Below are 24,344 nucleotides of genomic sequence, written 5' to 3'. Positions count from 1 at the left end.
CACATTCAGAAAGGTTTGATAGAATGACTTCTTACCAGAGGGGGAGACTCAGAGGACTTTTCATTTGATTTGAGGAAATGACGGACTTCTTCAACTGTTAGTCCTGCCTTGCGAGCTTCACGTAATAATTGAACCCATTCACTGTCTAATTTGTTCGTTTTCTTTTCCATACAAATACCCTCCTAAAATACTGAATCATGTATTTCAGGCACTTAACGCATGAAATGGAAAGACATAGGTGGTAAGACCTCATAGTTTGCTTGCGTCATGTTTCCGCCCAATACAAACAGACAAACTTAGCTTTAGACTGATCGAAAATTGTAAGTCACATAAAAGGGGAGGGTACTATGGGTCAACCTCCTCTTTTTTGCTGTAAGTAAAAAAGTCCGCCATTTTCAATCGTAAGACTGATTTTTGGTTCGTATAAAGTTTTGAGTGCTTGCCTTTCTATTTCATATTCTACAGATGTGTCTGAAGTCCCTTCATAAAATTGGTTTAAAAGTTCGGAGTCTTCTTTCCATTTTTGAACGGCTCGCACTGCCCAGTCGTCCGGTTCCTCATGGGCATAACGTTCCATAAGGCTGTAGAGCCGTTTGATTCCGCTTTCTGGCTTAATCATTGTACTCATCGTAAAACAATAATCGGGAATTTGAGACGACAGCTCACGAGCTTCCAGCTTTTCTTGAAATTGTTCAATGACTTCTCCGCGTATAAGATGGAGTCCTAATGATAAAAGCTTATCCTTCTTCCGGTCTGCAAGGTAAGAAATTTTTACATTGAGACCAAGCCATGGCTCAAGTGCGATCTGATTGTTCGTGAGCGGGCTGACTCGTTCATAAAGCCGGATAAAACGGCCCTGTTGTTTGACCGCCTCAAATATTTGAAATAACCGGGGGGAGCCGAAATGGATGAATTCACCACTGACCGTATCACCCGCTTTTTTTTGATCTGTGATGAAAGTCAATTGCCGCGGTTCAGGTATACCGCCAGTTTTTTCAAGCCAGTGCCAATAAAAAGGACGGTTCATAATCAATTTATCCATTTCGATTGTCAGCTGTACGGTCATATGTCCTGCACTTTCTTCTAATATGCTGCATTGATTCGCCTTGAAAAAACGGAGAAGAAAGGTGTGAATGTCATGCTGCTCCATTGATCAACTCTCCTTTATGAGCCCTGCTGTCTCTTTTCTAAAAGTGGTGTTTGTGCTTCAGTTAAATAAGAAGCAAATTGGGTTAATTTCTTTTTCATGTCTCCATCAGATTCATGCTGGAAGAGAATTTGATGCAACTCTGTTTCGACTTCTTCAATATCAATTCTCGTTAAAATATCATCTAAATCGCCTATGACGTTTTCGAACAGCTGAATTTTTTCATATAAAAGCTTTAAAATATGCTCTTCAACTGTTCCGTTTGTTGCCATATTGTAAATGTGGACATCTCGTTCTTGGCCAAGGCGGTGGATACGTCCGATTCTCTGTTCTAAACGCATCGGGTTCCACGGGAGGTCGTAGTTAATGATTTGATTACAAAACTGAAGGTTGATCCCTTCGCCGCCAGCTTCTGTAGCAATTAACACTTGCGCCCGTTCTCTAAATAAATCTTTCATCCAATCTTTTTTACCCCGCTTAAAGCCGCCACGAAATGGCACGGAGCTAATGCCATTTTGCTGTAGAAACCATTGTAAATAAATTTGTGTTGCGCGGTATTCGGTGAAAATAATGACTTTTTCATTTAACTGTTGAATGAGTTTGACCACTTCAAGCGCCTTTGAGTTTTGCTCCACTTGATTGATTTTCTCCATGATTTGCGCTATAGCAGAAGAGCCGAGAATATGCTTTTCTTCTTCCTGCATTTTTTTAATCGTCATATAAACTGCCTCACGGCTTGAACAGCATTCTCGTTCCAAGGTCATAATGGAAAACATATGCTTTGTATAAGACGGATTCTCTTTCAGCTTGCAGATTTCATCATACAATGCTTGTTCTGTCGGAGAAAAATCAATGGAAATCGTTTTGACATGTCGTTTTGTCCACTCGATGCCTGTGTCTTGTCTTCGGTTTCGAATCATCACTTTATTGACGAGCTGTTTTAATCGGTCATGGTCTTCAAGCTGCAAGTCCTTTTTGGCAAAGATATCTTTAAATTGATGTTCATTTCCTAGGTGGCCCGGCTTCAGAAGGGAAACGAGATTAAATATTTCTCCGATCCGGTTTTGAATAGGTGTCGCTGTCAGCAGCAGACAGAACTTCTTATTCAGGTTTCTCACAAATTCATAGTTTTTCGTTTTATTGTTTTTCAGTTTGTGTGCTTCATCGATAATGACCATATCGTAGGCAATCGATAAAATCGTGTCTCGATGCGGCTGTCTTTTGGCTGTGTCAATGGAAGAAACGACAACGTCGCACTGCTCCCACACATAGCTCTTTTTTTGTTCAACAGCATCAATATAAAATTTCGTCCGCAGCTCCTGTACCCACTGAGATACAAGGGAGGCGGGGACGAGAATAAGAATTTTTTTGGCAAGTCCACGAATCATGTATTCTTTGATAATGAGTCCTGCTTCTACGGTTTTCCCTAGTCCCACTTCATCTGCTAGAATGGCTTTCCCATTCATTTCTTCTACGACTCTTCTGGCTACTTCGAGCTGGTGCTGTAAAGGTGTGAATGCAGGCAGGTGCGCAGGAGCTTGCAGCCCCTCGAATGAATCAATGGCTGTGACTTTTTGAACCTGCGTCGCTAATCGATACATATCCCAGTTCGCCCAGGGGCCGTCTGATGAAAGCCGCTGCTGAAATTCATTTGCCCATTCCTGATCAAAAATCGTTTGAATATTCAATGTGGTCGCCTGCCTTTCTAGTAGGATCTGATAAATTGTTCTGTTTTTAAACGCTTCATTTTTAAAGAGGTCTCTAAAAGACTAGATATATGAATAAAAGCGAACGATATCGAAAGGTTATTTTGAAAATGTTAATGATTTTTCTGTTGCTCTCCATCCATTTCTAATGGTAGGATGTTGATAAGTGATCTAGAAAATAAGTCACCCATTTTGATAGTATGTCCAATAAATGTGAAAAATATGAGCGGATGATGGTATGGGGAGAGACTTGGCGGTTATTTTGCACTGGCAGGCGCCGAAGGAGCAAGCTGAATGATTCAGTGAATCTCTCAGGCAAAAGTACTCTTACCGGACGCAACTCTGGAGAGTGTTTGCTGATCGTTTTAGCAAACCACCAAAGGGGAAAACGCACAATGATGTTGTGCTGTAAACTTTCAGGTGCAAGGACAGAGACCTCTTTTTGATAAAAGGGAGCGCTCTGTCCTTTTTTGCTGTGATTTTTTTCTGAAAATTCAGCTTGCATTTGCACTAAAAAAAGGGGGAAACGATTGATGTTGAAACGAACACCGCTTTTTCATGCGTATGAAACGTTTGGCGCAAAAACCATTGACTTCGGGGGCTGGGAATTACCTGTACAATTTTCTTCCATTAAAGAAGAACATGAAGCTGTTCGAACAAAAGCAGGGCTTTTTGATGTGTCTCACATGGGTGAGGTGGACGTCAAAGGTCAAGATGCCCTTCCTTTTTTACAAAGGTTATTAACCAATGATGTGTCTAAGCTGACAGACGGTAAGGCACTATATACAGCCATGTGTTATGAAGATGGCGGAACGGTAGATGACCTGCTCGTCTACCAAAAAGAAAAGAACCACTATTTACTTGTCATCAATGCATCAAATATCGATAAAGACGTGGATTGGCTTTTGAAGCACCAAGAGAAGGATGACGTATTGATCAAAAATATATCTGATCAAACCGCCTTGCTAGCGCTTCAAGGACCTCTTGCAGCTGACATCATCAAAGAGGTGGCGGATGAAGAGGTGACATCGCTTAAACCTTTTACGTTTTTATCAAAAGCTGAGGTCGCAAATAAAGAAGTGCTCGTTTCTAGAACAGGTTACACAGGGGAAGATGGCTTTGAAATCTACTGCCAGTCAGAAGATGCGGTCCACCTTTGGTCCGCTTTATTAGAAGCGGGGCAGCCAAAAGGATTAATACCGTGCGGACTCGGTGCACGTGATACCTTGAGATTTGAAGCAAGGCTTCCGCTTTATGGCCAGGAGCTGACAAAGGATATTTCTCCATTAGAAGGCGGAATTGGTTTTGCTGTCAAAACGGATAAAGAAGCTGATTTTATCGGAAAAGCAGCACTTAAAAAACAAAAAGAAGAGGGACTGAAGCGAAAGCTTGTCGGCATTGAAATGATTGAAAAAGGGATTCCGCGTACAGATTATCCAGTCTTTTCAGGAGAAAAGCAGGTTGGGTTTGTCACAACGGGCACTCAATCCCCAACATTAAAGAAAAATGTCGGGCTTGCTTTGATCGAAACCTCAGAAGCGGAGCTTGGGGCAGAGGTGGAAGTACAAGTTCGCAAAAAACGTCTAAAAGCCAAAATCGTCGCAACACCATTTTATAAAAGAGCCAAATAACGAGGGGGAATAGAGGATGAAGCACAGGTATTTGCCGCAAACAGAGCAAGATCAAAAAGAAATGCTGGATGTCATCGGCGTTCAGTCGATTGATGAGCTTTTTTCAGATATCCCAGAGAAGGTGAGATTCAAAGGAGCATACAACATCAAAGAAGCCGCATCTGAAACAGCGCTTGTCAGGGAATTATCCCGGCTAGCTGCAAAGAATAAGGATACAGTTTCCTATGCATCGTTTCTTGGTGCTGGTGTATATGATCATTACCAGCCTGTCATTGTCGATCATGTTATCTCACGCTCTGAATTTTATACAGCGTATACACCTTATCAGCCGGAGATTTCGCAAGGTGAATTGCAAGCGATCTTTGAATTTCAAACAATGATTGCTGAGCTGACAGGTATGGATCTAGCCAATTCCTCAATGTATGATGGCGGGACGGCACTAGCAGAAGCGGCAATGCTTGCTGCGGGACACACAAAGAAGAAAAAAGTGGTGGTTTCTGAAACGGTTCACCCTGAATCAAGAGCGGTGCTGAAAACATACGCCAAAGGACAAAACATTGAAGTTGTTGAAGTGCCTGCGAAAAAAGGGCAGACAGATTTAGCTGCACTGGAAAAGGCCGTCTGCGATGATACAGCAGCAGTTCTCGTGCAATATCCAAACTTTTTTGGTGTCGTCGAGCCGTTAAAAGACATTGAACCCATTGCACATAAAGGAAAAAGCCTGTTCATTGTCTCTAGCAATCCCCTCGCACTCGGGCTATTGACGCCGCCTGGTAAACTTGGGGCAGACATTGTCGTTGGTGATGCGCAGCCGTTCGGTATCCCGGCGGCATTTGGCGGACCTCACTGCGGATATTTTGCTGTGACGAAAAAGTTGATGAGAAAAGTGCCAGGTCGTTTAGTCGGGCAGACAGAAGATGAAAATGGTGTTCGTGGATTTGTCCTGACTCTTCAAGCGCGTGAGCAGCACATTCGAAGAGATAAAGCGACGTCAAATATTTGCTCGAACCAAGCATTAAATGCGCTAGCTGCTTCTGTTGCCATGACGGCACTAGGGAAAACAGGCATAAAAGACATCGCCTATCAAAACGTGCAAAAAGCCCATTATGCCAAGACGCAGGCAGAAAAATATGGACTGCAGGCGGATGTAGAAGGGGCTCATTTTAATGAATTTGTGATCAAGTTACAGGAGCCTGTGAAAGAAGCCAATAAACGATTGCTTGAAAAAGGAATCATCGGCGGCTACGACTTAGGGCTAGACTACCCAGAGCTTGAGCAGCACATGCTTGTAGCCGTGACAGAGCTGAGAACAAAAGAAGAAATTGATACGTTTATCAAGGAATTGGGGGATCGCCATGAATAAACAAGATCAGCCGCTTATTTTTGAATTATCTAAAGAAGGAAGAATTGGGTACAGCCTGCCTGATTTAGATGTACCTGAACAGGAGATCCCGTCTTTATTTGATGAGACGTACATCCGTGATGAGGATGCTGAGCTTCCTGAAGTATCTGAGCTTGATATTATGCGTCATTATACAGCATTATCAAGACGCAATCATGGGGTCGATTCTGGATTTTATCCTCTTGGCTCTTGTACGATGAAATATAATCCAAAGATTAATGAAAAGGTTGCACGCCTTGCAGGTTTCTCGCAGGTCCATCCACTACAGGAGGCAGACACTGTACAAGGTGCATTGGAATTACTATACGATCTAGGTGAACATCTTGAAGAAATTACGGGGATGGACGCTGTGACATTACAGCCTGCGGCAGGAGCACATGGCGAGTGGACGGGACTCATGATGATCCGTGCGTACCATGAAGCAAGAGGAGATCATCAGCGTACAAAAGTCATTGTGCCTGATTCTGCTCATGGAACGAACCCGGCATCTGCGACAGTCGCTGGATTTGAAACCATTACTGTCGCATCTGATGAAAACGGGCTTGTTGATTTAGAAGATTTACGCCGCGTTGTTAATGAAGAAACAGCTGCTTTAATGCTTACAAACCCGAATACACTTGGCCTCTTTGAAGAAAACATTTTAGAAATGGCTGAAATCGTTCATGGAGCTGGCGGTAAACTTTATTATGACGGAGCCAACTTGAATGCGGTTTTAAGTAGAGCAAGACCAGGAGATATGGGATTTGATGTTGTCCACTTAAATCTTCATAAAACCTTTACAGGCCCACACGGAGGCGGAGGTCCTGGTTCAGGTCCAGTTGGCGTTAAAAAAGATTTAATTCCGTATTTGCCAAAGCCGGTGCTTGTAAAGAAGGAAGGTCGTTTTTACTTTGAATATGACCGTCCGGAATCAATCGGGCGCGTGAAGCCATTCTATGGCAACTTTGGCATTAACGTCAGAGCCTATGCGTACATCCGCTCTATGGGGCCAGACGGCTTAAAGGCTGTAACCGATAATGCCGTGTTAAATGCGAACTATATGATGCGCCGCTTAAGCGCTCATTATGATTTGCCGTTTGATCGTCACTGTAAGCATGAATTTGTCCTTTCAGGTAAACGTCAGAAAAAATTAGGTGTGCGGACACTGGATATTGCCAAACGATTACTTGATTTCGGCTACCATCCGCCAACGATCTACTTCCCGCTCAATGTAGAGGAATGTATCATGATTGAACCGACCGAAACAGAATCAAAAGAAACACTTGATGCATTCATCGAAGCAATGATTCAAATTGCGAAAGAAGCAGAAGAGAATCCTGAAGTGGTGCAGGAAGCGCCGCATACAACCGTCGTGAAACGTATGGACGAAACAAAGGCCGCTCGGAATCCCGTTCTCGTTTTTGAAAGAAAATAAAGAAAAAAGACTCAGGGGGAATCATGCTCCCAGAGTCTTTTTTGTTAGTTCTTCGTTTTAATGCGGCCGCCCCATTTTTTAAAGCCGCCTTTTAAATTATAAATCTCACGGCAGCCATTTTTACGTAAAGTTTGGGCTGCTTTTCCACTTCTGAAATTATTTTGACAATAGAGATAAACAGGCTTGTCAGGACGTATTTCATTTTTGCGCTGCTTTAGTTGGGAAAGAGGGATATTTCTTGCCCCTAAAATATGTCCGCCTTCAAACTCATTTGGCTCTCTCACATCAATGAGCTGGGCTTTGCGGTAACCTTTAATAAATTCTGCTTCCGTCAGCGTTTTCATAATGCGCTGCTGATAAATGTAGCTGCCGATGGAATAAAGAACAAAAAGTCCACAAAGTGAGAGGACGATATAGTTGAACATTGACAATACAACTCGACTCCTTCTTGAGCATCAGCACAGTAGCCTGTCTGATGGTACGTTTTAGACAAATACTATTATAGTAAAGCATAAGAAACTTGTCATCATAAATGGTAAGAATTATTTTCAATTCCGTTCCTATTTGATAGACTGATGAAGAGAGAAAACCGGTGGTCACCACCATCATCTAACATTGACTACGTAAAAGAGAAGGGATTTTATATGCAAAAAGAGAAATGGTGTTTCATTGATTCAGGAAACCAAGACCCTGCCTTTAACATGGCAATGGACGAAGCCTTGCTTTATTGGCATAGTGAGAAGCTCATTCCGCCTGTTATCCGCTTTTATGGATGGGATCCGGCGACATTATCTGTTGGGTATTTTCAGAACGTTGAAAAAGAAATCAACCTAGAAGCTGTCAAGCGCTATGGTCTTGGATTTGTCCGCAGACCAACCGGAGGACGAGGAGTACTACATGACCAGGAGCTGACCTACAGCGTGATTGTGTCAGAGGAACATCCAGAAATGCCAGCAACGGTGACAGAGGCGTACCGTGTCATTTCAGAAGGCATTTTAGAAGGCTTTAAAGAGCTGGGACTCGATGCGTATTTTGCCATTCCTCGTACAGATAAAGAAAAGGAAAGCTTAAAGAACCCAAGATCTTCTGTATGCTTTGATGCCCCTTCTTGGTACGAGCTTGTTGTAGAAGGCAGAAAGGTAGCGGGCAGTGCTCAGACGAGACAAAAAGGTGTCATCCTCCAGCATGGATCTATTTTAATTGACCTTGATGAGGATAAATTATTCGATTTGTTCCTTTATCCTAACGACCGGGTAAGAGAGCGGATGCAGCGAAGCTTTAAAAACAAAGCGGTTGCCATCAATGAAATCTCAGACCGAACTTGTACGATAGACGATGCGCGTGTTGCGTTTAAAAGAGGATTTGAAAAAGGATTAAATATTGAGCTTGAACCTTATGAGCTGACAGATGAAGAATTAGCGTTTGTCCATCATCTCGCCAAAACGAAATATGCCTCAGATGATTGGAATTACAAGCGTTAAGACGATGGACACTCCTTGTTTTTTAATGAACGATGGTGTAGAATTGGGTTGATTATTAAGTAAAGGTGCATTATGGAGGGGTTTTATGACTACACCTAGTATGGAAGATTACATTGAACAAATTTATATGCTGATAGAAGAAAAAGGATATGCCAGAGTCTCTGATATTGCAGAAGCACTCGCTGTCCATCCCTCCTCTGTAACAAAAATGGTTCAGAAGCTAGATAAAGATGAATACCTCATTTATGAGAAGTATCGTGGTCTAATTTTAACCCCGAAAGGCAAAAAAATTGGAAAACGTCTCGTATACAGACATGAACTGCTGGAGCAATTTTTAAGAATCATTGGTGTAGATGAAGAGAAAATTTATGATGATGTAGAAGGCATTGAACATCATCTCAGCTGGAATAGCATTGACCGCATCGGCGATCTCGTTCAATTTTTTGAAGAAAACGATGAGCGATCTGTTCAGCTGAAAGCGATTCAAAAGAAAAACGAACAAACAAATCAAGAATCTTAATCAAAAAGGACACCCTTAGCATGGGTGTCCTTTTTGATTAAAGTTCTAATTGAAAGCAAATGCTCCTACACTATTATTAGCGTGAAATCAAAGGGGGCTCCTTGATGAAGATAGATGGTGTGTTCTCAGGTGGAGGCATTAAGGGGGCAGCGCTTGCTGGTGCCTATGAAGCGCTTGAAGCGAGAGGATTTCAATTTGTCCGTCTTGCTGGTACAAGTGCTGGAGCAATCATTGCTTCACTCATCGCAGCAGGTTTTACAAGCCAGGAAATTCGGGAGCTTTTAGATGAAATGGATGAGCATCAATTGCTTGATAGAAGATGTCAATTCATCCCGTTCAAAATGCTTAGGTGGGTATCCATTTACTGGCGTCTTGGTCTTTATAAAGGAGACCGGCTGGAAAAATGGCTGACTGATGTGCTAAAACGAAAAGGGGTCACCGTGTTTGGAGACCTCAAAAAAGATTCGCTGAAAATTGTTGCGTCCGATTTAACGAATGGAAAAATCCTCGTACTGCCAGACGACCTTCCTTCATATGGCCTAAATCCAGAGCGGTTTTCCGTGGCGAGGGCCATTCGAATGAGCTGCAGCCTGCCTTATTTTTTCGAACCTGTCAAACTGAAGTCTTCAAAAGGCATTTGTACCATTGTAGATGGAGGAGTGCTTAGCAATTTTCCAATTTGGCTGTTTGCTGAAGAGAAAAAAAGACCGTTCGTCGGTGTCACATTAACGCCAAACGAAAAAGAACGCCCACAACACTCCATCCGCAATGCGTTTGAACTGTTTGGCGCTCTTTTTGAAACGATGCGTGGTGCTCATGACGAAAGACATATCGCCACAAAACACGAACGTCATATTATTTTTATTCCTGTAGAACACGTCATTGCCACTGATTTTCAACTCATGACAGAAAAGAAAAAGGCGCTCGTCGATCTAGGTAGACAGAAGGCCGAGCAATTTTTAAAAAGCTGGACATTTTAAAATAAGGCGCGATTCTTCTTTTTGTTTTTCTTGCCTTCAATCACAGTCAAATGTGTTTGGCTTTTCTTTTTGAGAAGGACGGGCTTAGACTTGTGGTCAGTCGGCACGCTTCGCAAATGAGTGACCCGATTTTTCATCTGGCTTTTCGTTTTTGGTTTAGGCTGCTGGTAGCGACGTTTTGATTGTTTGACTGCTTTGCGATAAAGATTGCCTTCTGTTCCAGTTCTTCGATTCATCAGCCATCTAAATAGGAAAAATAGGGCCGCTCCAATGATCACAACAGACAGCAGCATTGTAAAAAGTCTGCCTGGGTTCGTTGTGAGTAAGTACACAAATCCCAAAACACCTAAAGCGAAAATAATGGTAAAAGCAGGATGTACTCGGCGATTCATAACTGTCCACCTCCGAAGGAATTTACCGGATTTATAAGTTAGATCACTTGATGAGCAGAATCTGACGCTTGTTTTAGAGATGCTTCCTCTAAACGAAGAAGTTCATTAAAACTTGCAATGGCTACCTCGACTTGATCGTCAGAAGGTTCTTTTGTTGTAAGCAATTGCAGCCAAAGGCCAGGATAGCCAAGCACTTTAAGTACAGGCACTTCTCGGAGTTTGTTCGTGAGCTGAAGCACTTCAAATGAAATGCCCAGAACAACCGGAATGAGCGCCAAGCGGTTCAGAACTCTCACCCATAAAGGATCTGTCGGTACGAGTAAATAGACGAACATTCCAACAATGACAGTGAATAAAATAAAGCTGCTGCCGCATCGATAATGCAGACGGGATTGCTTTTGGACATTTTCCACTGTGATGTCAAGGTTCTGTTCATAGCAGTTTATGACTTTATGTTCTGCCCCATGATATTGAAATACTCTTTTAATTAAAGGGGTCATGGAAATAAAGTAAATATAGCCTAATAAAAGGACCAATTTAAAGAATGTTTCCACTGCGATTTGTGCGAAATTCCCTGAAAAGATGGGACGCACAAGCTCTGCTAAAAAGACAGGTACCAGGGTAAAGACAAATTTACTAAAGAGAAGAGAGAGAACTCCGATCACAGCAATGCCGAAAATCATGGATAATTTCGAGCCTTTTTGTTCTTTTTCAAGAGTATGATCTTCAGAAGGATCTAAGTCATATCGCTCACTGGAGAAGTTTAAGTGCTTACTGCCGTTTGCGCTTGCTTCAACAAGTGCAGCAACACCCCTGACAAAGGGGATTTTCTTGAGAAAGGCGGTTCGTTTATTGGAGGTCCGGGGAAGCTTCAAAAACTCAATGGACTGGTCCTTTCGCCGAATCGCTGTCACATAGTTCTTCTTACCTCCGAACATGACACCTTCGACAACTGCCTGCCCTCCATAAGCTGGAGGTTTTGTTTGATTGGACATATTTCATCAACCTGCCTGTTTCCTGTAATTTACATGCATTTCCTTATACCTTTATTGTACAGGATTTGAGGGGAAATCACTAGCGCACAGGTCGATTATCTACTTGAATTCTATCTACCTCTTTTTAGCCAGTATACCCTGTTTTAAAAATTTTACACTCACGCATGGAAATCCTTTTTTTTCATGACATTTTGGACATACTACTTGCTGGAGGTGTTCACAAATGAAACGTGTTGAAAAGAAAAACCAAGAAGAAAAAAATCAGTCCGTGCAAACGACATCACTTGTGGCAAGAGCAGCTGCTACAGGCTTTGTAGGCGGTGTTTTTTGGGGCTTTATCGGGTTTCTGACCCATGTGTTCCATTTTTCAGAGGTGAGTCCTAACATGCTGCTTCAGCCATTTGTGCTTGGAGAGTGGAAAAAGGGAGGACTTGGTACTTTTATAAGTATTATGCTGTTAGGAATTTTATCGATTGGAGCCGCCTTTATTTATTATGGGCTTTTAAAAAGGATCAAAGGCTTTTGGATGGGTCTGGTTTATGGCGGGCTTTTATGGCTGCTCGTTTTTTACGTATTTAATCCCATTTTCCCAGATGTAAAGCAAGTACATGACTTGCAGCAAAGCACCATTGTAACGACATTTTGCCTATATATTTTATATGGCATGTTTGTCGGGTACAGCATTTCGTTTGAATATAATGAATTGACGAGTCAAAAGCTTGCGAGGGCACTCGGGAAAAAGACAGAATAAAGTGTAAATCACCTATTCATATGATAAAATATTTTTGGAAACGAAAGGTTTCTAAGGAAAAAGAAACAGATCTCAATATAGATTGAATTAGGGTGAAGGAGTGGTCATATGCCTCATTTTCTTGTACTGAATGGACCCAATTTAAATAGGCTTGGCAAAAGAGAGCCTGCTGTTTATGGAAGTAAGACGCTGACAGATTTAGAGACAGATTTGTTCCAGTTTGCAGAACGAGCAAACATTCAATTAACGTTCTTTCAATCGAATCACGAAGGGGATTTGATTGATGCGCTCCACGAAGCAGAAGATCAGTACGATGGAGTCGTGTTTAACCCGGGTGCATTTACCCACTACAGCTATGCGCTGAGAGATGCCATTGCAAGTATTTCTTTATCTGTCATTGAAGTACATATCTCAAATGTTCATAAGAGAGAGGAATTCCGCCATCATTCTGTACTTGCTCCAGTATGCCAAGGGCAAATCGTTGGTCTTGGCTTAGAAGGGTATAAATTGGCGATTCGTTATTTAGTCAGTGAAGGGGGAGCAGTATCATGAAACTTGAAAAACTAAGAACACTTTTAAGTGAATTAGAGATCGATGGCCTTGTCATTACGAGCAGCTTTAATTTACAGTACATGACCAGCTTTACCGGATCTGCCGGCCTTGCAGTTGTTTCAAAGGATCGGGCAGCTTTTATCACGGACTTCCGCTATACAGAGCAAGCGAAGGACCAAGTCAAAGGTTATGACATCATTGAACACAAAGGAAACATTGTGGAAACGGCTGCCCAAACGGCGAAGGAATTTGGAGTAAAACGCCTTGGGTTTGAACAAAACCATATGACATTTGCCACGTATCAGCAGTACGCAGCCAAAGCAGATGATATAGAGCTTGTTCCAGTCTCTGAATCAGTTGAAAAGTTGCGCTTGATTAAGTCTAGTGAAGAGATTAAGATATTAGAGGAAGCTGCGAAGATTGCAGATCACGCCTTTGATCATATTCTCACTTACATCAAGCCGGGCCTGACGGAAATTGCTGTCATGAACGAGCTTGAATTTTTCATGAGAAAAGAAGGTGCTGAAGGATCTTCATTCGATATGATTGTTGCCTCTGGTGTTCGTTCAAGCCTGCCGCACGGAAGAGCGAGTGAAAAGGTAATTGAATCTGGTGATTTAGTGACACTCGATTTCGGTGCTTACTATAAAGGCTATTGTTCTGATATGACAAGAACGATTGCTGTCGGAACACCAAGCGACAAGCTAAAGGAAATTTATCATATCGTATTAGAAGCAGAAAACGCTGGTGTGGATAGAATCAAGCCAGGCTTAACAGGAAAAGAAGCTGATCGCATCACACGAGACATCATTGAAAAGTACGGCTATGGTCAATACTTCGGGCATTCAACCGGGCACGGCCTAGGTATGGAAGTACATGAAGCGCCAGGCCTTTCCTCACGATCAGAGGTCGTTTTAGAAGAGGGAATGGTCGTCACAGTTGAGCCGGGGATTTACTTGCCAGATGTCGGCGGCGTGAGAATTGAGGATGATATTGTCCTGACAGCTGACGGCAATAAACGATTGACCCACTCACCGAAAGAACTTATCATATTATGATGGTGAAATGTAGGAGGATGACAAAATGATTTCAGTAAACGATTTTCGTACTGGCCTGACAATTGAAGTGGACGGCGGTATTTGGCGAGTAGTGGATTTCCAGCACGTAAAACCAGGGAAAGGCGCAGCGTTTGTTCGTTCGAAACTGCGTAACCTGCGTACTGGTGCCATTCAAGAAAAAACATTCCGCGCAGGCGAAAAAGTAGCGAAAGCTCAAATCGAAACAAAAACAATGCAATACTTGTATGCTAATGGCGATCAGCATGTCTTCATGGATACAAGTTCTTATGAGCAGCTTGAACTAAGTGAAGCACAAATTAAAGATGAGCTGAAATATTTGCTTGAAAATATGTCTGTTCAAATCGTGATGTACGGTGCTGAAACACTTGGAGTAGAACTTCCAAACACAGTAGAACTAGAAGTAGTAGAAACAGAGCCTGGTATTAAAGGTGACACAACATCAGGCGGTTCAAAACCGGCAAAAACTGAAACTGGTTTAATCGTCAACGTTCCTTTCTTTGTGAACCAAGGAGATAAACTAGTGATTAATACATCAGACGGCTCATACGTTTCAAGAGCGTAATGAACGAAAAAAGGCTGTAAACCTCGTGTTTACAGCCTTTTTTTATTGAAAAATGACTCCTCAAGACTGGCCTTCTCTCAATTCTCTCATTCATCTCTCTTCCTTCCTGAAAAACAAGACTACTTCCAGCTGGTCAAGCATATAGTGTAAAAAAAGCTGGAGGTTCTATATGAAACAATTTCTCCCAGGCATACACCCGTCGGTCGCTGCAATGGCAGGCATGAGGTTCTTATCCGCCGCCATTGAACTGACGGCAGCCATCCTCATTTTAATCACAAATGATGTACGGAAAGCGGTGGTCATCAATAGTATATTGGCGATCATCGGACCGCTCATTTTTATTATCACGATGACGATTGGAATCTATCAAATTGCAGGGCAGCTATCCTATGCAAAGCTCGTGTTCATTTTCATTGGTGTCGTGTTTATTCTTGTTGGGATCTATAAGTGAAACGGCTTGGCATAATTAACGGCTCACATCATACATTTTAGAGAAGAAAAAAAGGAGGGGAATTCGTTGCGGAGTTTGTTGGATATTCTCCCGCACTCGATTGGACAAGAACTCAGACTGCTGAAAGAGGCAGAATGGGCGCAAATAGAAGAAATCCGCATTCGCACGGATCGTCCTATTGAACTGATGCAAGGAGGAAAACCACGTTTCCTTTCTTATCACACCACCTGGGAAGATGCGTCTCAGCTATTAGGCAGGCTGAGCAATTACAGCATGTACACACTTGAGGAAGAGCTAAAACAGGGCTATATCACCATATCTGGCGGACACCGGGTAGGACTTGCAGGAAAAGTGATCGTTGAAAACGGATTTGTCAAAGGGCTAAGAGATATCTCTTCATTTAATATCCGCATTGCAAAAGAAAAAATCGGGATTGCGCTTCCCTTTCTTCCTTATTTATATGAAGAACACTGGCACAATACACTCATCATCGGTCCCCCGCAAACGGGGAAAACCACATTGCTCCGGGATATAGCACGTCTTGCTAGTACAGGCACAAAGACAATCCCTCCTAGAAAAACAGGCATTATTGATGAGCGTTCTGAAATCGCCGGTTGTATAAGAGGGGTGCCGCAGCACCATTTTGGCCACCGGATTGATGTACTCGATGCGTGTCCAAAGGCTGAAGGGTTGATGATGATGATTCGGTCAATGAGCCCAGAGGTCATGATTGTCGATGAAATCGGAAAAAGCGAGGATGTCGAGGCACTTTTAGAAGCGATTCATGCCGGAGTCAACATCATCGTCTCAGCTCATGGCTATTCACTTGAAGATGTATATAAACGTCCTTCATTTAAGCCGTTATGGGAGCTTCGTGTGTTTGAACGATATGTTGAATTAAATCGAAACAATGGACCGGGTACGATCGGGCGGATGTACGGCGGGGACGGCCAAGAGATGAAATGGAGGCGGGGAGTGGACGTATGTTAAAGCTCATTGGCGCTATTTTCATTGTCGCGGCCACGACTTGGGGAGGATTCGAGTTTGCCAAACGATACAGCGACAGACCTAAACAAATTCGGCAGCTGCGGTTTGCTCTCCAGTCTCTTGAAGCTGAAATTATGTATGGTCAAACCCCTTTAGCGCGGGCGGCAGAGCAAATTGCAGCGCAGGTAGGTCCTCCTGTGAGTCAGCTGTTTGAACAATTTGCAGAAAAGCTGAAAGTGGGGACTTTTTCTGCACGTCATGCATGGAACGAAAGTCTTGAAGATGTTTGGAAAAAGACTGTCTTGAAAAAAGGCGAATATGAGGCGCTGAAGCACTTTGGGGAAACTCTTGGCCAGCATGATGTCACTTCTCAGCAAAAGTACATCAAGCTTGCTTTAGGCCATTTGGAATCAGAGGAGAAAGAAGCAGAAATCGCCCAAGCGAAAAATGAAAAAATGGTCAGAAGCCTTGGATTTTTAAGCGGATTGTTACTGATTCTTTTATTGATGTGAGAGGAAGGGAGTCGAGAGCATGGGCGTTGATGTAAACGTCATTTTTCAAATTGCCGGAGTAGGCATCGTCGTGGCCTTTCTCCATACGATTTTAGACCAAATGGGGAAGAAAGAGTACGCTCAGTGGGTGACGCTGCTTGGGTTTATCTACATTTTGTTTATGGTGGCAACCATTGTAGATGATTTGTTTAAAAAGATTAAAGCCGTATTTCTATTTCAAGGATAGGGGAGGGCTTACAAATCGAAATCATACAAATTGTTGGACTTGGTTTAATCGCTACTTTTTTAGCATTAATCGTCAAAGAACAGAAGCCAACCTTCGCCTTTATGCTTGTCGTTTTTACTGGATGTGTGATTTTCCTTTATTTAATTGATCAAATCTATGCCATTATCTCAATGATTGAAAAAATTGCAGCAAGTGCCGGCGTCAATATGAAGTATGTTGAAACCATATTGAAGATCATTGGTATTGCTTATATTGCGGAATTTGGCGCTCAGCTGACGAAAGATGCTGGGCAAGGCGCCATTGCATCAAAAATAGAGCTAGGCGGAAAGATTCTCATCTTGGTTATGGCAGTCCCGATTTTAACAGTTATCATTGAGACGATCTTAGGGATGATCCCGTCCATGACGTAAATGAAAAGAGGTGATGATAATGAAACGGGTGACCGCTGTAATGGGATTAATGCTTTTCTTTTGGCTGATTGCTCCGAATGCAGGTGCAGAAGAAAAAGAACCTTTATCTAATGAACAGCCAGCAGCACAGGAAGTGGCGAATGGACAGGCTGATGCACTTGAGCTTCAGTCCATCAGTGACTTTTGGGAAACCATTTTGGACGAGTATGGCGGCTTTTTGCCAGAAAGCCAAAAGGGCACAGTGAAGGAAATGATTGACGGCGATAAAGAGCTGTCTCCCCAAACATGGCTGAAAGCCTTTGTACATTATCTATTTCACGAGGTCATTGCAAACGGAAAGCTCCTAGGTACTCTCATTTTACTCACCATCTTTTGTTCGCTTTTGCAGCTTTTGCAAAATGCTTTTGAACAAAGCACCGTCAGCAAAGTCGCATATGCTCTTGTTTATATGGTACTGATTATTATTGCACTCAACAGCTTTCATGTGGCGATTTCCTATGCCACAGAAGCCATTCAAACGATGACCAGTTTTATTCTTGCTCTTATTCCTCTTTTACTAGCGCTTATTGCTTCATCAGGCGGGCTTGTCTCAGCCGGATTCTTTCATCCTGTTATTTTATTTTTAATGAACACGAGCGGTGTTTTCATTCAATATGTCGTTCTTCCGCTCATCTTTTTATCAGCGATATTGAGCATTGTCAGTACGCTGACCGAACAATACAAGGTCACCCAGCTTGCGCAGCTATTAAGAAATGTGGCAATTGGCGGGCTTGCCGTTTTTTTGACCGTTTTTCTCGGCGTCATTTCCGTTCAGGGGGCATCTGCGGCGGTTACTGATGGAATCGCTCTTCGTACAGCCAAATTCATTACCGGAAACTTCATCCCTGTCCTAGGCAGAATGTTTACAGATGCGACGGATACCGTGATCAGCGCCTCTGTTTTACTTAAAAATACAGTTGGACTAGTTGGGGTCGCCATTTTGATTTCAATTGCCGCCTTCCCGGCGATTAAAGTACTTTCGTTAGCCCTTATATATAAGCTTGCAGCCGCGATCCTTCAGCCGTTAGGGGGCGGACCCATCATCAGCTGTCTTGATGTCATTTCAAAAAGTGTGCTGTATATATTTGCCGCACTTGCTGTTGTGTCGCTCATGTTCTTTTTAAGCATTACCGTCATCATTACTGCGGGTAATCTGACCATGATGATGAAGTAAGGAGGGGACACCTGTTGAGCTTTCTCACGGAATGGATCACAAGTATTATTCTCTTTATCTTATTTGCGATTGTCATTGATCTTCTGCTTCCCAATTCGAGCATGCAAAAGTATGCAAAAATGGTCGTCAGTCTGCTGCTCATCGTCGTAATGCTCAATCCGATTTTTGCTTTATTTCGAGCAGATCCTGACAAAATTTTTGCAGAATTGATGAAAGGGAAGGAGGAAGCGCAGTCAGAAGAAATAAAAAATCAGATGAATTTAGAAAAAAAAGAAATACAAGCCTCTCAGCGTGCATATATTTTAAAGCAAATGGCTGTCCAACTAGAAAAAAGCGCAAAGGAGCCACTGGAGAAGGAGAGCTATGAAATGAAACACGTAGAAGTGCTGGCTGATGAGGAGCATCTGGATCAGAATATGGAGGCGGATCAATTTCGCATCAAAGCAGTTCTTTCCCCGCTCACAGGTGATGCTGTAGAAACGGTGGCAAAGGTGGACATTGATCTCTCCAGGCAAAAGGAGGAAAGCGCTGAATCTTCTAGCAAAGAGATCACGAGGGTGAAAGAGACGCTGGCTGATGTTTGGAATACGAGTCCTGAGCACATCGCGCTGAACATTGAGGGAGGTGACGCAGCAGATCATGAATAACAAGGACTGGAAACAAAAGCTGAAATCATTCTTCCAGCCGCCTGAAAAAGGTGAAGGGAAACCCAAATTAACGAAGCACCATTACTTGCTGCTTGTATTCATTATCGGCGTATCTTTCATGTTAGTCAGTCAGATCTTGTCACCGCCATCAAGCAAACAACAAGCTGCGGTTCCTGCTGCTAAAAAAACATCCTCAGAAGAGCAGGAAGTATTCAAACCGGCATCCTCAGGTAAACCAAAGAATTCAATTGAGGACGTGGAGCAAGAATACGAAAACCAGCTGAAAGAAATTTTAGAGACCATCATCGGCGTTGAGGATGTATCCATTGTGGTCAATGTAGATGCAACGTCTTTAAAAGTGTTTGAAAAAAACAAATCTAATAAAAGTACAACGACCGAGGAAACAGATAAAGAAGGCGGTGTACGAAGTGTCACCGATCAAACAAAAGAAGAAGAAGTCGTCATCATCAAAAATGGGAATGAAGAAACACCAGTCGTTGTTCAAACGAAAAAGCCAGAAATTCGAGGTGTCCTCGTTGTTGCTCAAGGAGTAGACAACGTTCAAATAAAGAAAACCATCATTGAAGCGGTTACACGAGTGCTTGATGTACCGAGCCATAGAGTGGCTGTTGCCCCTAAAAAAATCAAGGAGGATTCGGAATGATGTTAAAAAAACAAACGGTTTGGCTATTAACGATGCTAAGTTTAGTTGTCGTATTAAGTGTGTACTATATCATGTCTCCACAGGGTGAAAATGCAGTGACAGTAGAAGATACGAAATCAAAAGGGACTGAAGAGAAAAAGGTTGAAACAGAAAAAGGAACGGACAAAGGAATGGAAAAAGGCGCTGATAAGAAATCCACTGACAAAGAAACAAACGGCAAACAAGAGGGTATCGAAACAAGCGGTGAAGAAGGAAAGGCTGTGTCAGAGCAGACAGACGATGAGCTTTTTACAACATACAGACTAGAGCTTGAAGATAAACGAAGCAAGCAGCGCGAAGAATACAACGAAATCGTCTCCAGTGACGATGCAACGGCACAAGAAAAAAGTGAAGCATATGATCAAATGACAGCGCTTAGTGAAGCAGAAGGAACTGAGCGTCAGCTCGAGACCTTGATCAAAACAAAAGGCTATAAAGATGCGCTCGTAAGTGCTGAAGGAGATAAAGTGAGCATCACGGTTCGTTCTGATAAAAAATCAAAGTCTCAAGCGGCCGATATTATTGATATGGTCACAAAAGAAATGAGAGGTCTTGATAACGTAGCTGTCACTTTTGAGCCCACTAATCAATAAAAAATGAACTGGCGCCCTTTGCCGAAAAGGGCGTTTTTTGATGCGGCTTGACGCCCCTTCCAAGGTGCTTTCGCGAGACGCTTCACCACAATAGTAGTTGAATTCATTGAAATCCTCCTGTAAGATGTGTATAGTACGTACTTTTAGTACTAGGCTATAATTAAAAGATAAATCCATACATAGGGGTGCAAATCCATGTTAAAAATTGAAGAAATTCATGAACTGATTAAATTAATTGACGACTCTACAATCGACGAATTTACGTACGAAAACGAAGGTGCGAAAATCAAACTGAAGAAAAATAAAGAAGTCGTTCAGCAAGTTGCGGCACAAGCACCAGTGGCTCCTGTCCAAGCAGCTCCAGCTCAACAAGCTCCTACAGCACAAGCTCCAGCTCAGACTGAAGCCCCTGCACAAGAGGCAACTGCGTCTGAAAATCTGCATAAAATCACATCCCCAATGGTTGGCACATTTTATGCTTCCTCTTCACCAGAAGCAGATCCATACGTGACAACAGGTTCTAAGGTGAAGGAAAATTCAGTTGTATGTATCGTTGAAGCGATGAAACTGTTTAATGAAATCGAAGCAGAAGTAAAAGGTGAAATCGTCGAAGTATTAGCTGAAAACGGTCAGCTTGTAGAATTCGGACAACCCCTCTTTCTAGTGAAAGCAGAGTAAGGAGTACGATCATGATTAAAAAGCTATTAATTGCAAACAGAGGAGAAATCGCAGTTAGAATTATCCGCGCTTGTAAAGAGCTTGGAATTGAAACTGTTGCGGTATTTTCTGAAGCGGATCGCGATGCGCTGCATGTACAAATGGCTGATGAAGCATATTGCATCGGACCAACTGCTTCTAAAGATAGTTATTTAAATGTCACGAATATCGTCAGCGTAGCAAAATTAACAGGAACAGATGCCATCCATCCAGGATACGGCTTTTTAGCAGAAAATGCAGACTTTGCAGAGCTTTGCGAGGAATGTAATGTAATCTTTGTTGGACCAACCGCGTCAGCGATTTCCAAAATGGGAACGAAAGATGTCGCGCGAGAAACAATGAAGAGTGCAGGCGTCCCGATCGTTCCTGGTTCTCAAGGAATTGTAAAAGATCTTGATGATGCTGTTTCAACAGCAGCTAGTATTGGGTATCCTGTCATTATTAAAGCAACTGCAGGCGGAGGCGGTAAAGGAATCCGTGTGGCTCGTACAGAAGAAGAGCTTATTAACGGAGTCACCATCACGCAGCAGGAAGCGGCGCAAAACTTTGGGAACCCTGGTGTCTATTTAGAAAAGTTCATTGAAGACTTTAGACATGTGGAAATCCAAGTGCTTGCAGATCAGCATGGCAATACGATTCATTTAGGAGAGCGTGACTGCTCGATCCAAAGAAGAATGCAAAAGCTTCTTGAAGAAACACCATCACCAGCACTGAATGCAGACATCCGTGAGCAAATGGGTGAAGCAGCCGTAAAAGCAGCAGAAGCTGTTGAATATACAGGTGCTGGAACAGTTGAATTCATTTATGATTATAATGAAGAGAAGTTCTACTTCATGGAAATGAATACTCGTATTCAAGTAGAGCATCCTGTGACAGAAATGGTCACAGGTGTAGACTTGATCAAAGAACAGATCAAGGTTGCATCAGGTGAGAAGCTTTCTCTTACACAAGAGGATGTCGTATATGAAGGCTGGGCGATCGAATGCCGTATCAATGCAGAGAACCCAGAGAAAAACTTCATGCCTTCAGCTGGTGAAATTAAAATGTATCTTCCGCCAGGCGGTTTAGGAGTACGTGTTGATTCTGCCGCTTATCCGGGCTATGTGATTCCGCCATATTATGACAGCATGATTGCAAAAGTGATCACATATGGTAAGACGAGAGAAGAAGCGATTGCGAAAATGAAACGTGCGCTTCAAGAATTCGTCATTGAAGGAGTCTACACAACGATTCCATTCCACCTTAGATTGCTCGAGCATGAAACATTTGTGAGTGGTAATTTTAATACGAAGTTTTTAGAAACATACCAAATCATGAAATAATCACAGCTTTCGGAGGTGAATGATCGTGTCAGAAAACAATTTGCTTGAAATGAACCTTGATGAAGATCAATTGGGAAAAGTGCAAATTGCACCAGAAGTGATTGAAGTCATTGCTGGGATCGCCGCTTCAGAAGTCGAAGGCATTGCCGAAATGCGCGGCAATTTCGCTGCTGATGTAGCAGAACGCTTTGGTAAGAAAAATCACCGTAAAGGTGTAAAAGTAGATGTCTCTGATGAAGGCATCACAATCGATGTGTATTGTGTGGTTGAATTTGGCCTATCCATTCCAAAGGTATCCACTGCTGTACAAGAAAATATCCGTCAAACCCTTTTAAACATGACTGCCTTAACGATTAATGAAATTAACATTCATGTCGTTGGCATTCAATTTGATACAAAAGCACCTGAGGCTGAAGTAGATCAAGAAATGTAAAGAAGGGTTCAAGTGAAACCAAGGAGGCATTGCCTCTTTGGTTTTTTAAAGCCCATTTTTGGGTGATTTCCGAATATTGATAACGTCACGCGTTGATTGATTCGTTTTTCGTCACAGCTCGCATGGATCTTGGTGCGACCACGGTCAAAATATGTTATGATCTCTGTATGGCTTAACGACAAGCGGATAAAGTGGTTAAAGGAGTAAATAATGAAAAGAAGAACTGCAAGAGAAAAGGCGTTACAAACATTATTTCAAATTGATGTGAGCAATATTGATCCGAAAGAGGCCATTACACATGCGCTGGATGAACAAGAATCAGATCCTTTTTTCGAGGAACTGGTTTTCGGTGTGCTTGAACAAAAGGACAAGCTTGATGACATGATCTCACAGCATCTAGTGAATTGGAAACTCGATCGTATTGCAAACGTAGACAGAGCCATTTTAAGGCTGTCTGTGTACGAGATGGTGTATCAAGAAGACATCCCAGTTAGTGTCTCAATGAATGAAGCGATTGAACTTGCCAAATTATTCGGCGATGATAAAGCACCGAAATTTGTAAATGGTGTACTTTCGAACATTAAAAACGACCTAAAGCAGCAATAGGAGGATTCGACATGACAGCAACAATCATCGATGGGAAAGAAACAGCAAAAGAAAAGCGTGAACAATTAGCAAAAGAAGTAGAAGAGCTAAAACAAAAAGGAGTCACACCTGGTCTTGCCGTTATTCTAATCGGTGATGATCCGGCTTCACTTTCTTACGTACGCGGGAAGAAAAAAGCAGCAGAAGCAATGGGCATGCATTTCCAGCTTGATCATTTAGATGCTTCTTTAACAGAAGAAGAATTGCTTCAGCTGATTGATCAGTACAATGCGAACGATCAATTCCACGGGATTCTTGTTCAACTTCCACTGCCTAAACACATTTCTGAAAAAGCAGTTATTGAACGTATTTCACCTGAGAAAGATGTAGATGGTTTCCATCCATTAAATATCGGGAAAATGCTGCTTGGGGAAGATACATTCCTTCCTTGTACACCAGCAGGTATTGTTGAATTATTGAACAAAACGGGTGTCGATCTTTCTGGAAAAGAAGTGGTTGTTGTGGGGCGCAGCAATATTGTCGGCAAACCAGTTGGACAATTGCTGTTAAATGAAAACGCAACGGTTACTTACTGCCATTCAAGAACGGCAAATATTTCAGAACACACGTTAAAAGCGGACATTTTAGTTGTTGCCGTCGGTCGAGCAAACTTTATTAAAGCTGACCAAATCAAAGAAGGCGCAATTGTCATCGATGTAGGAGTCAATCGTTTGGATACTGGGAAGCTTGTTGGGGATGTTGATTTTGAAGGAGCAAAAGAAAAAGCTTCTTACATCACACCAGTCCCTGGCGGAGTCGGTCCAATGACGATTACGATGCTTGCACACAATACGGTTAAATCAGCAAAACGTACATTAGCATAAGCTTTATCCATTCATCCACCTGCATGCTGCCGGTGGATGAATGTGCGTT

At 42.5% G+C, this 24,344-nt stretch carries 30 protein-coding genes and 2 riboswitches; of the genes, 24 read left to right on the top strand and 6 right to left on the bottom strand.

Going from position 1 to position 24,344, the window contains the following annotated elements; genetic code table 11:
* Positions 1–5: 5 nt before the first annotated feature.
* From NSQ72_RS11060 to NSQ72_RS11050, 3 genes are all read right to left on the bottom strand, one after another.
* Positions 6–170, bottom strand: coding sequence for an anti-repressor SinI family protein (locus NSQ72_RS11060; protein ID WP_073206269.1), 165 nt, complete (start codon positions 168–170; stop codon positions 6–8).
* A 182-nt stretch (positions 171–352) separates the two neighbouring features.
* The gene (locus tag NSQ72_RS11055) at positions 353–1,150 is read right to left on the bottom strand and encodes a YqhG family protein (RefSeq protein WP_341084025.1); all 798 of its coding nucleotides are present in this window, start codon (positions 1,148–1,150) and stop codon (positions 353–355) included.
* Positions 1,151–1,164: 14 nt separating this feature from the next.
* A complete protein-coding gene (locus NSQ72_RS11050; protein WP_058839090.1) occupies positions 1,165–2,835 on the bottom strand; it encodes a DEAD/DEAH box helicase in 1,671 nt (556 codons plus the stop codon).
* A 248-nt stretch (positions 2,836–3,083) separates the two neighbouring features.
* Positions 3,084–3,190: riboswitch (glycine riboswitch) on the top strand.
* Between the two features lie 3 nt (positions 3,191–3,193).
* Positions 3,194–3,287, top strand: a riboswitch (glycine riboswitch).
* 99 nt (positions 3,288–3,386) lie between these two features.
* Between NSQ72_RS11050 and gcvT the strand changes: the two genes are divergently transcribed.
* The 3 genes from gcvT to gcvPB are packed head-to-tail and all read left to right on the top strand — an operon-like array spanning position 3,387 to position 7,300.
* A complete protein-coding gene (gcvT, locus tag NSQ72_RS11045) occupies positions 3,387–4,484 on the top strand; it encodes a glycine cleavage system aminomethyltransferase GcvT (RefSeq protein WP_058839091.1) in 1,098 nt (365 codons plus the stop codon).
* 16 nt (positions 4,485–4,500) lie between these two features.
* Positions 4,501–5,847, top strand: a complete 1,347-nt coding sequence (gene gcvPA, locus NSQ72_RS11040) for an aminomethyl-transferring glycine dehydrogenase subunit GcvPA (RefSeq protein WP_041086157.1) — start codon at positions 4,501–4,503, stop codon at positions 5,845–5,847.
* Entirely contained in the window at positions 5,840–7,300 is a 1,461-nt protein-coding gene (gene gcvPB, locus NSQ72_RS11035) for an aminomethyl-transferring glycine dehydrogenase subunit GcvPB (RefSeq protein WP_047202283.1), read from the top strand. Before gcvPA ends, gcvPB begins: the two co-directional genes overlap by 8 nt.
* A gap of 44 nt (positions 7,301–7,344) precedes the next feature.
* Here the strand turns inward: gcvPB and NSQ72_RS11030 are convergent, their stop codons facing one another.
* Entirely contained in the window at positions 7,345–7,725 is a 381-nt protein-coding gene (locus NSQ72_RS11030) for a rhodanese-like domain-containing protein (protein WP_039183198.1), read from the bottom strand.
* 219 nt (positions 7,726–7,944) lie between these two features.
* Here NSQ72_RS11030 and NSQ72_RS11025 point away from each other — a divergent pair, with 219 nt between their 5' ends.
* From NSQ72_RS11025 to NSQ72_RS11015, 3 genes are all read left to right on the top strand, one after another.
* Entirely contained in the window at positions 7,945–8,781 is an 837-nt protein-coding gene (locus tag NSQ72_RS11025; RefSeq protein WP_039179911.1) for a lipoate--protein ligase family protein, read from the top strand.
* An 85-nt stretch (positions 8,782–8,866) separates the two neighbouring features.
* Positions 8,867–9,301 carry a transcriptional regulator MntR gene (mntR, locus tag NSQ72_RS11020; RefSeq protein WP_003215946.1) on the top strand — a complete coding sequence of 145 codons (435 nt, stop codon included), beginning with the start codon at positions 8,867–8,869 and terminating at the stop codon, positions 9,299–9,301.
* Between the two features lie 104 nt (positions 9,302–9,405).
* Positions 9,406–10,281, top strand: coding sequence for a patatin-like phospholipase family protein (locus NSQ72_RS11015; RefSeq protein WP_047202281.1), 876 nt, complete (start codon positions 9,406–9,408; stop codon positions 10,279–10,281).
* On the opposite strand, the gene NSQ72_RS11010 is transcribed toward NSQ72_RS11015, so the two are convergent.
* Positions 10,278–10,673: an SA1362 family protein gene (locus NSQ72_RS11010; RefSeq protein ID WP_039179905.1), complete on the bottom strand. Its 396-nt coding sequence runs from the start codon at positions 10,671–10,673 to the stop codon at positions 10,278–10,280. The genes NSQ72_RS11015 and NSQ72_RS11010 overlap by 4 nt on opposite strands.
* Before the next feature lie 38 nt (positions 10,674–10,711).
* Entirely contained in the window at positions 10,712–11,668 is a 957-nt protein-coding gene (locus NSQ72_RS11005) for a DUF1385 domain-containing protein (RefSeq protein WP_039179902.1), read from the bottom strand.
* Positions 11,669–11,891: 223 nt separating this feature from the next.
* Here NSQ72_RS11005 and NSQ72_RS11000 point away from each other — a divergent pair, with 223 nt between their 5' ends.
* The 18 genes from NSQ72_RS11000 to folD all read left to right on the top strand — a co-directional run bounded on the left by NSQ72_RS11000 (position 11,892) and on the right by folD (position 24,295).
* The gene (locus tag NSQ72_RS11000) at positions 11,892–12,419 is read left to right on the top strand and encodes a YqhR family membrane protein (RefSeq protein ID WP_341084019.1); all 528 of its coding nucleotides are present in this window, start codon (positions 11,892–11,894) and stop codon (positions 12,417–12,419) included.
* 108 nt (positions 12,420–12,527) lie between these two features.
* Positions 12,528–12,971, top strand: a complete 444-nt coding sequence (gene aroQ, locus NSQ72_RS10995) for a type II 3-dehydroquinate dehydratase (RefSeq protein WP_034280247.1) — start codon at positions 12,528–12,530, stop codon at positions 12,969–12,971.
* The gene (locus NSQ72_RS10990) at positions 12,965–14,029 is read left to right on the top strand and encodes a M24 family metallopeptidase (RefSeq protein ID WP_338595114.1); all 1,065 of its coding nucleotides are present in this window, start codon (positions 12,965–12,967) and stop codon (positions 14,027–14,029) included. Before aroQ ends, NSQ72_RS10990 begins: the two co-directional genes overlap by 7 nt.
* Positions 14,030–14,054: 25 nt before the next feature.
* Entirely contained in the window at positions 14,055–14,612 is a 558-nt protein-coding gene (gene efp, locus NSQ72_RS10985) for an elongation factor P (RefSeq protein WP_024422954.1), read from the top strand.
* 169 nt (positions 14,613–14,781) lie between these two features.
* Positions 14,782–15,063 (top strand): YqhV family protein, encoded by a 282-nt coding sequence (locus tag NSQ72_RS10980; protein ID WP_039179893.1) that lies wholly within the window; start codon positions 14,782–14,784, stop codon positions 15,061–15,063.
* Positions 15,064–15,129: 66 nt separating this feature from the next.
* Positions 15,130–16,053 (top strand): stage III sporulation protein AA, encoded by a 924-nt coding sequence (spoIIIAA, locus tag NSQ72_RS10975; RefSeq protein WP_024428002.1) that lies wholly within the window; start codon positions 15,130–15,132, stop codon positions 16,051–16,053.
* The gene (gene spoIIIAB / locus NSQ72_RS10970; protein WP_064497591.1) at positions 16,047–16,562 is read left to right on the top strand and encodes a stage III sporulation protein SpoIIIAB; all 516 of its coding nucleotides are present in this window, start codon (positions 16,047–16,049) and stop codon (positions 16,560–16,562) included. Before spoIIIAA ends, spoIIIAB begins: the two co-directional genes overlap by 7 nt.
* 19 nt (positions 16,563–16,581) lie before the next feature.
* Positions 16,582–16,788: a stage III sporulation protein AC gene (gene spoIIIAC, locus NSQ72_RS10965; RefSeq protein ID WP_003153142.1), complete on the top strand. Its 207-nt coding sequence runs from the start codon at positions 16,582–16,584 to the stop codon at positions 16,786–16,788.
* On the top strand, positions 16,785–17,198 hold the full coding sequence (gene spoIIIAD / locus NSQ72_RS10960; protein WP_087978339.1) for a stage III sporulation protein AD: 414 nt from the start codon (positions 16,785–16,787) through the stop codon (positions 17,196–17,198). Before spoIIIAC ends, spoIIIAD begins: the two co-directional genes overlap by 4 nt.
* Before the next feature lie 19 nt (positions 17,199–17,217).
* On the top strand, positions 17,218–18,411 hold the full coding sequence (spoIIIAE, locus tag NSQ72_RS10955; RefSeq protein WP_144490305.1) for a stage III sporulation protein AE: 1,194 nt from the start codon (positions 17,218–17,220) through the stop codon (positions 18,409–18,411).
* Between the two features lie 14 nt (positions 18,412–18,425).
* On the top strand, positions 18,426–19,058 hold the full coding sequence (gene spoIIIAF, locus NSQ72_RS10950) for a stage III sporulation protein AF (protein WP_144490304.1): 633 nt from the start codon (positions 18,426–18,428) through the stop codon (positions 19,056–19,058).
* The gene (spoIIIAG, locus tag NSQ72_RS10945; RefSeq protein WP_039179881.1) at positions 19,051–19,722 is read left to right on the top strand and encodes a stage III sporulation protein AG; all 672 of its coding nucleotides are present in this window, start codon (positions 19,051–19,053) and stop codon (positions 19,720–19,722) included. The genes spoIIIAF and spoIIIAG overlap by 8 nt, the downstream gene beginning before the upstream one ends.
* Positions 19,722–20,354: a SpoIIIAH-like family protein gene (locus NSQ72_RS10940; RefSeq protein WP_185847121.1), complete on the top strand. Its 633-nt coding sequence runs from the start codon at positions 19,722–19,724 to the stop codon at positions 20,352–20,354. The genes spoIIIAG and NSQ72_RS10940 overlap by 1 nt, the downstream gene beginning before the upstream one ends.
* A 195-nt stretch (positions 20,355–20,549) precedes the next feature.
* Positions 20,550–21,032, top strand: coding sequence for an acetyl-CoA carboxylase biotin carboxyl carrier protein (gene accB, locus NSQ72_RS10935; protein WP_039179875.1), 483 nt, complete (start codon positions 20,550–20,552; stop codon positions 21,030–21,032).
* An 11-nt stretch (positions 21,033–21,043) separates the two neighbouring features.
* A complete protein-coding gene (gene accC, locus NSQ72_RS10930) occupies positions 21,044–22,393 on the top strand; it encodes an acetyl-CoA carboxylase biotin carboxylase subunit (protein ID WP_039179872.1) in 1,350 nt (449 codons plus the stop codon).
* A 25-nt stretch (positions 22,394–22,418) separates the two neighbouring features.
* Complete coding sequence (locus NSQ72_RS10925; RefSeq protein WP_034280262.1) at positions 22,419–22,826, top strand: Asp23/Gls24 family envelope stress response protein; 408 nt, start codon at positions 22,419–22,421, stop codon at positions 22,824–22,826.
* A 210-nt stretch (positions 22,827–23,036) separates the two neighbouring features.
* The gene (gene nusB, locus NSQ72_RS10920; RefSeq protein ID WP_012010530.1) at positions 23,037–23,432 is read left to right on the top strand and encodes a transcription antitermination factor NusB; all 396 of its coding nucleotides are present in this window, start codon (positions 23,037–23,039) and stop codon (positions 23,430–23,432) included.
* An 11-nt stretch (positions 23,433–23,443) separates the two neighbouring features.
* A complete protein-coding gene (gene folD / locus NSQ72_RS10915) occupies positions 23,444–24,295 on the top strand; it encodes a bifunctional methylenetetrahydrofolate dehydrogenase/methenyltetrahydrofolate cyclohydrolase FolD (RefSeq protein WP_039179869.1) in 852 nt (283 codons plus the stop codon).
* Positions 24,296–24,344 lie beyond the last annotated feature (49 nt).

Source organism: Bacillus sp. FSL R5-0659 (assembly GCF_038008785.1).
Classification (GTDB): Bacteria; Bacillota; Bacilli; order Bacillales; family Bacillaceae; genus Bacillus; species Bacillus safensis.
This window is presented reverse-complemented; position numbering and strand designations above follow the sequence as displayed.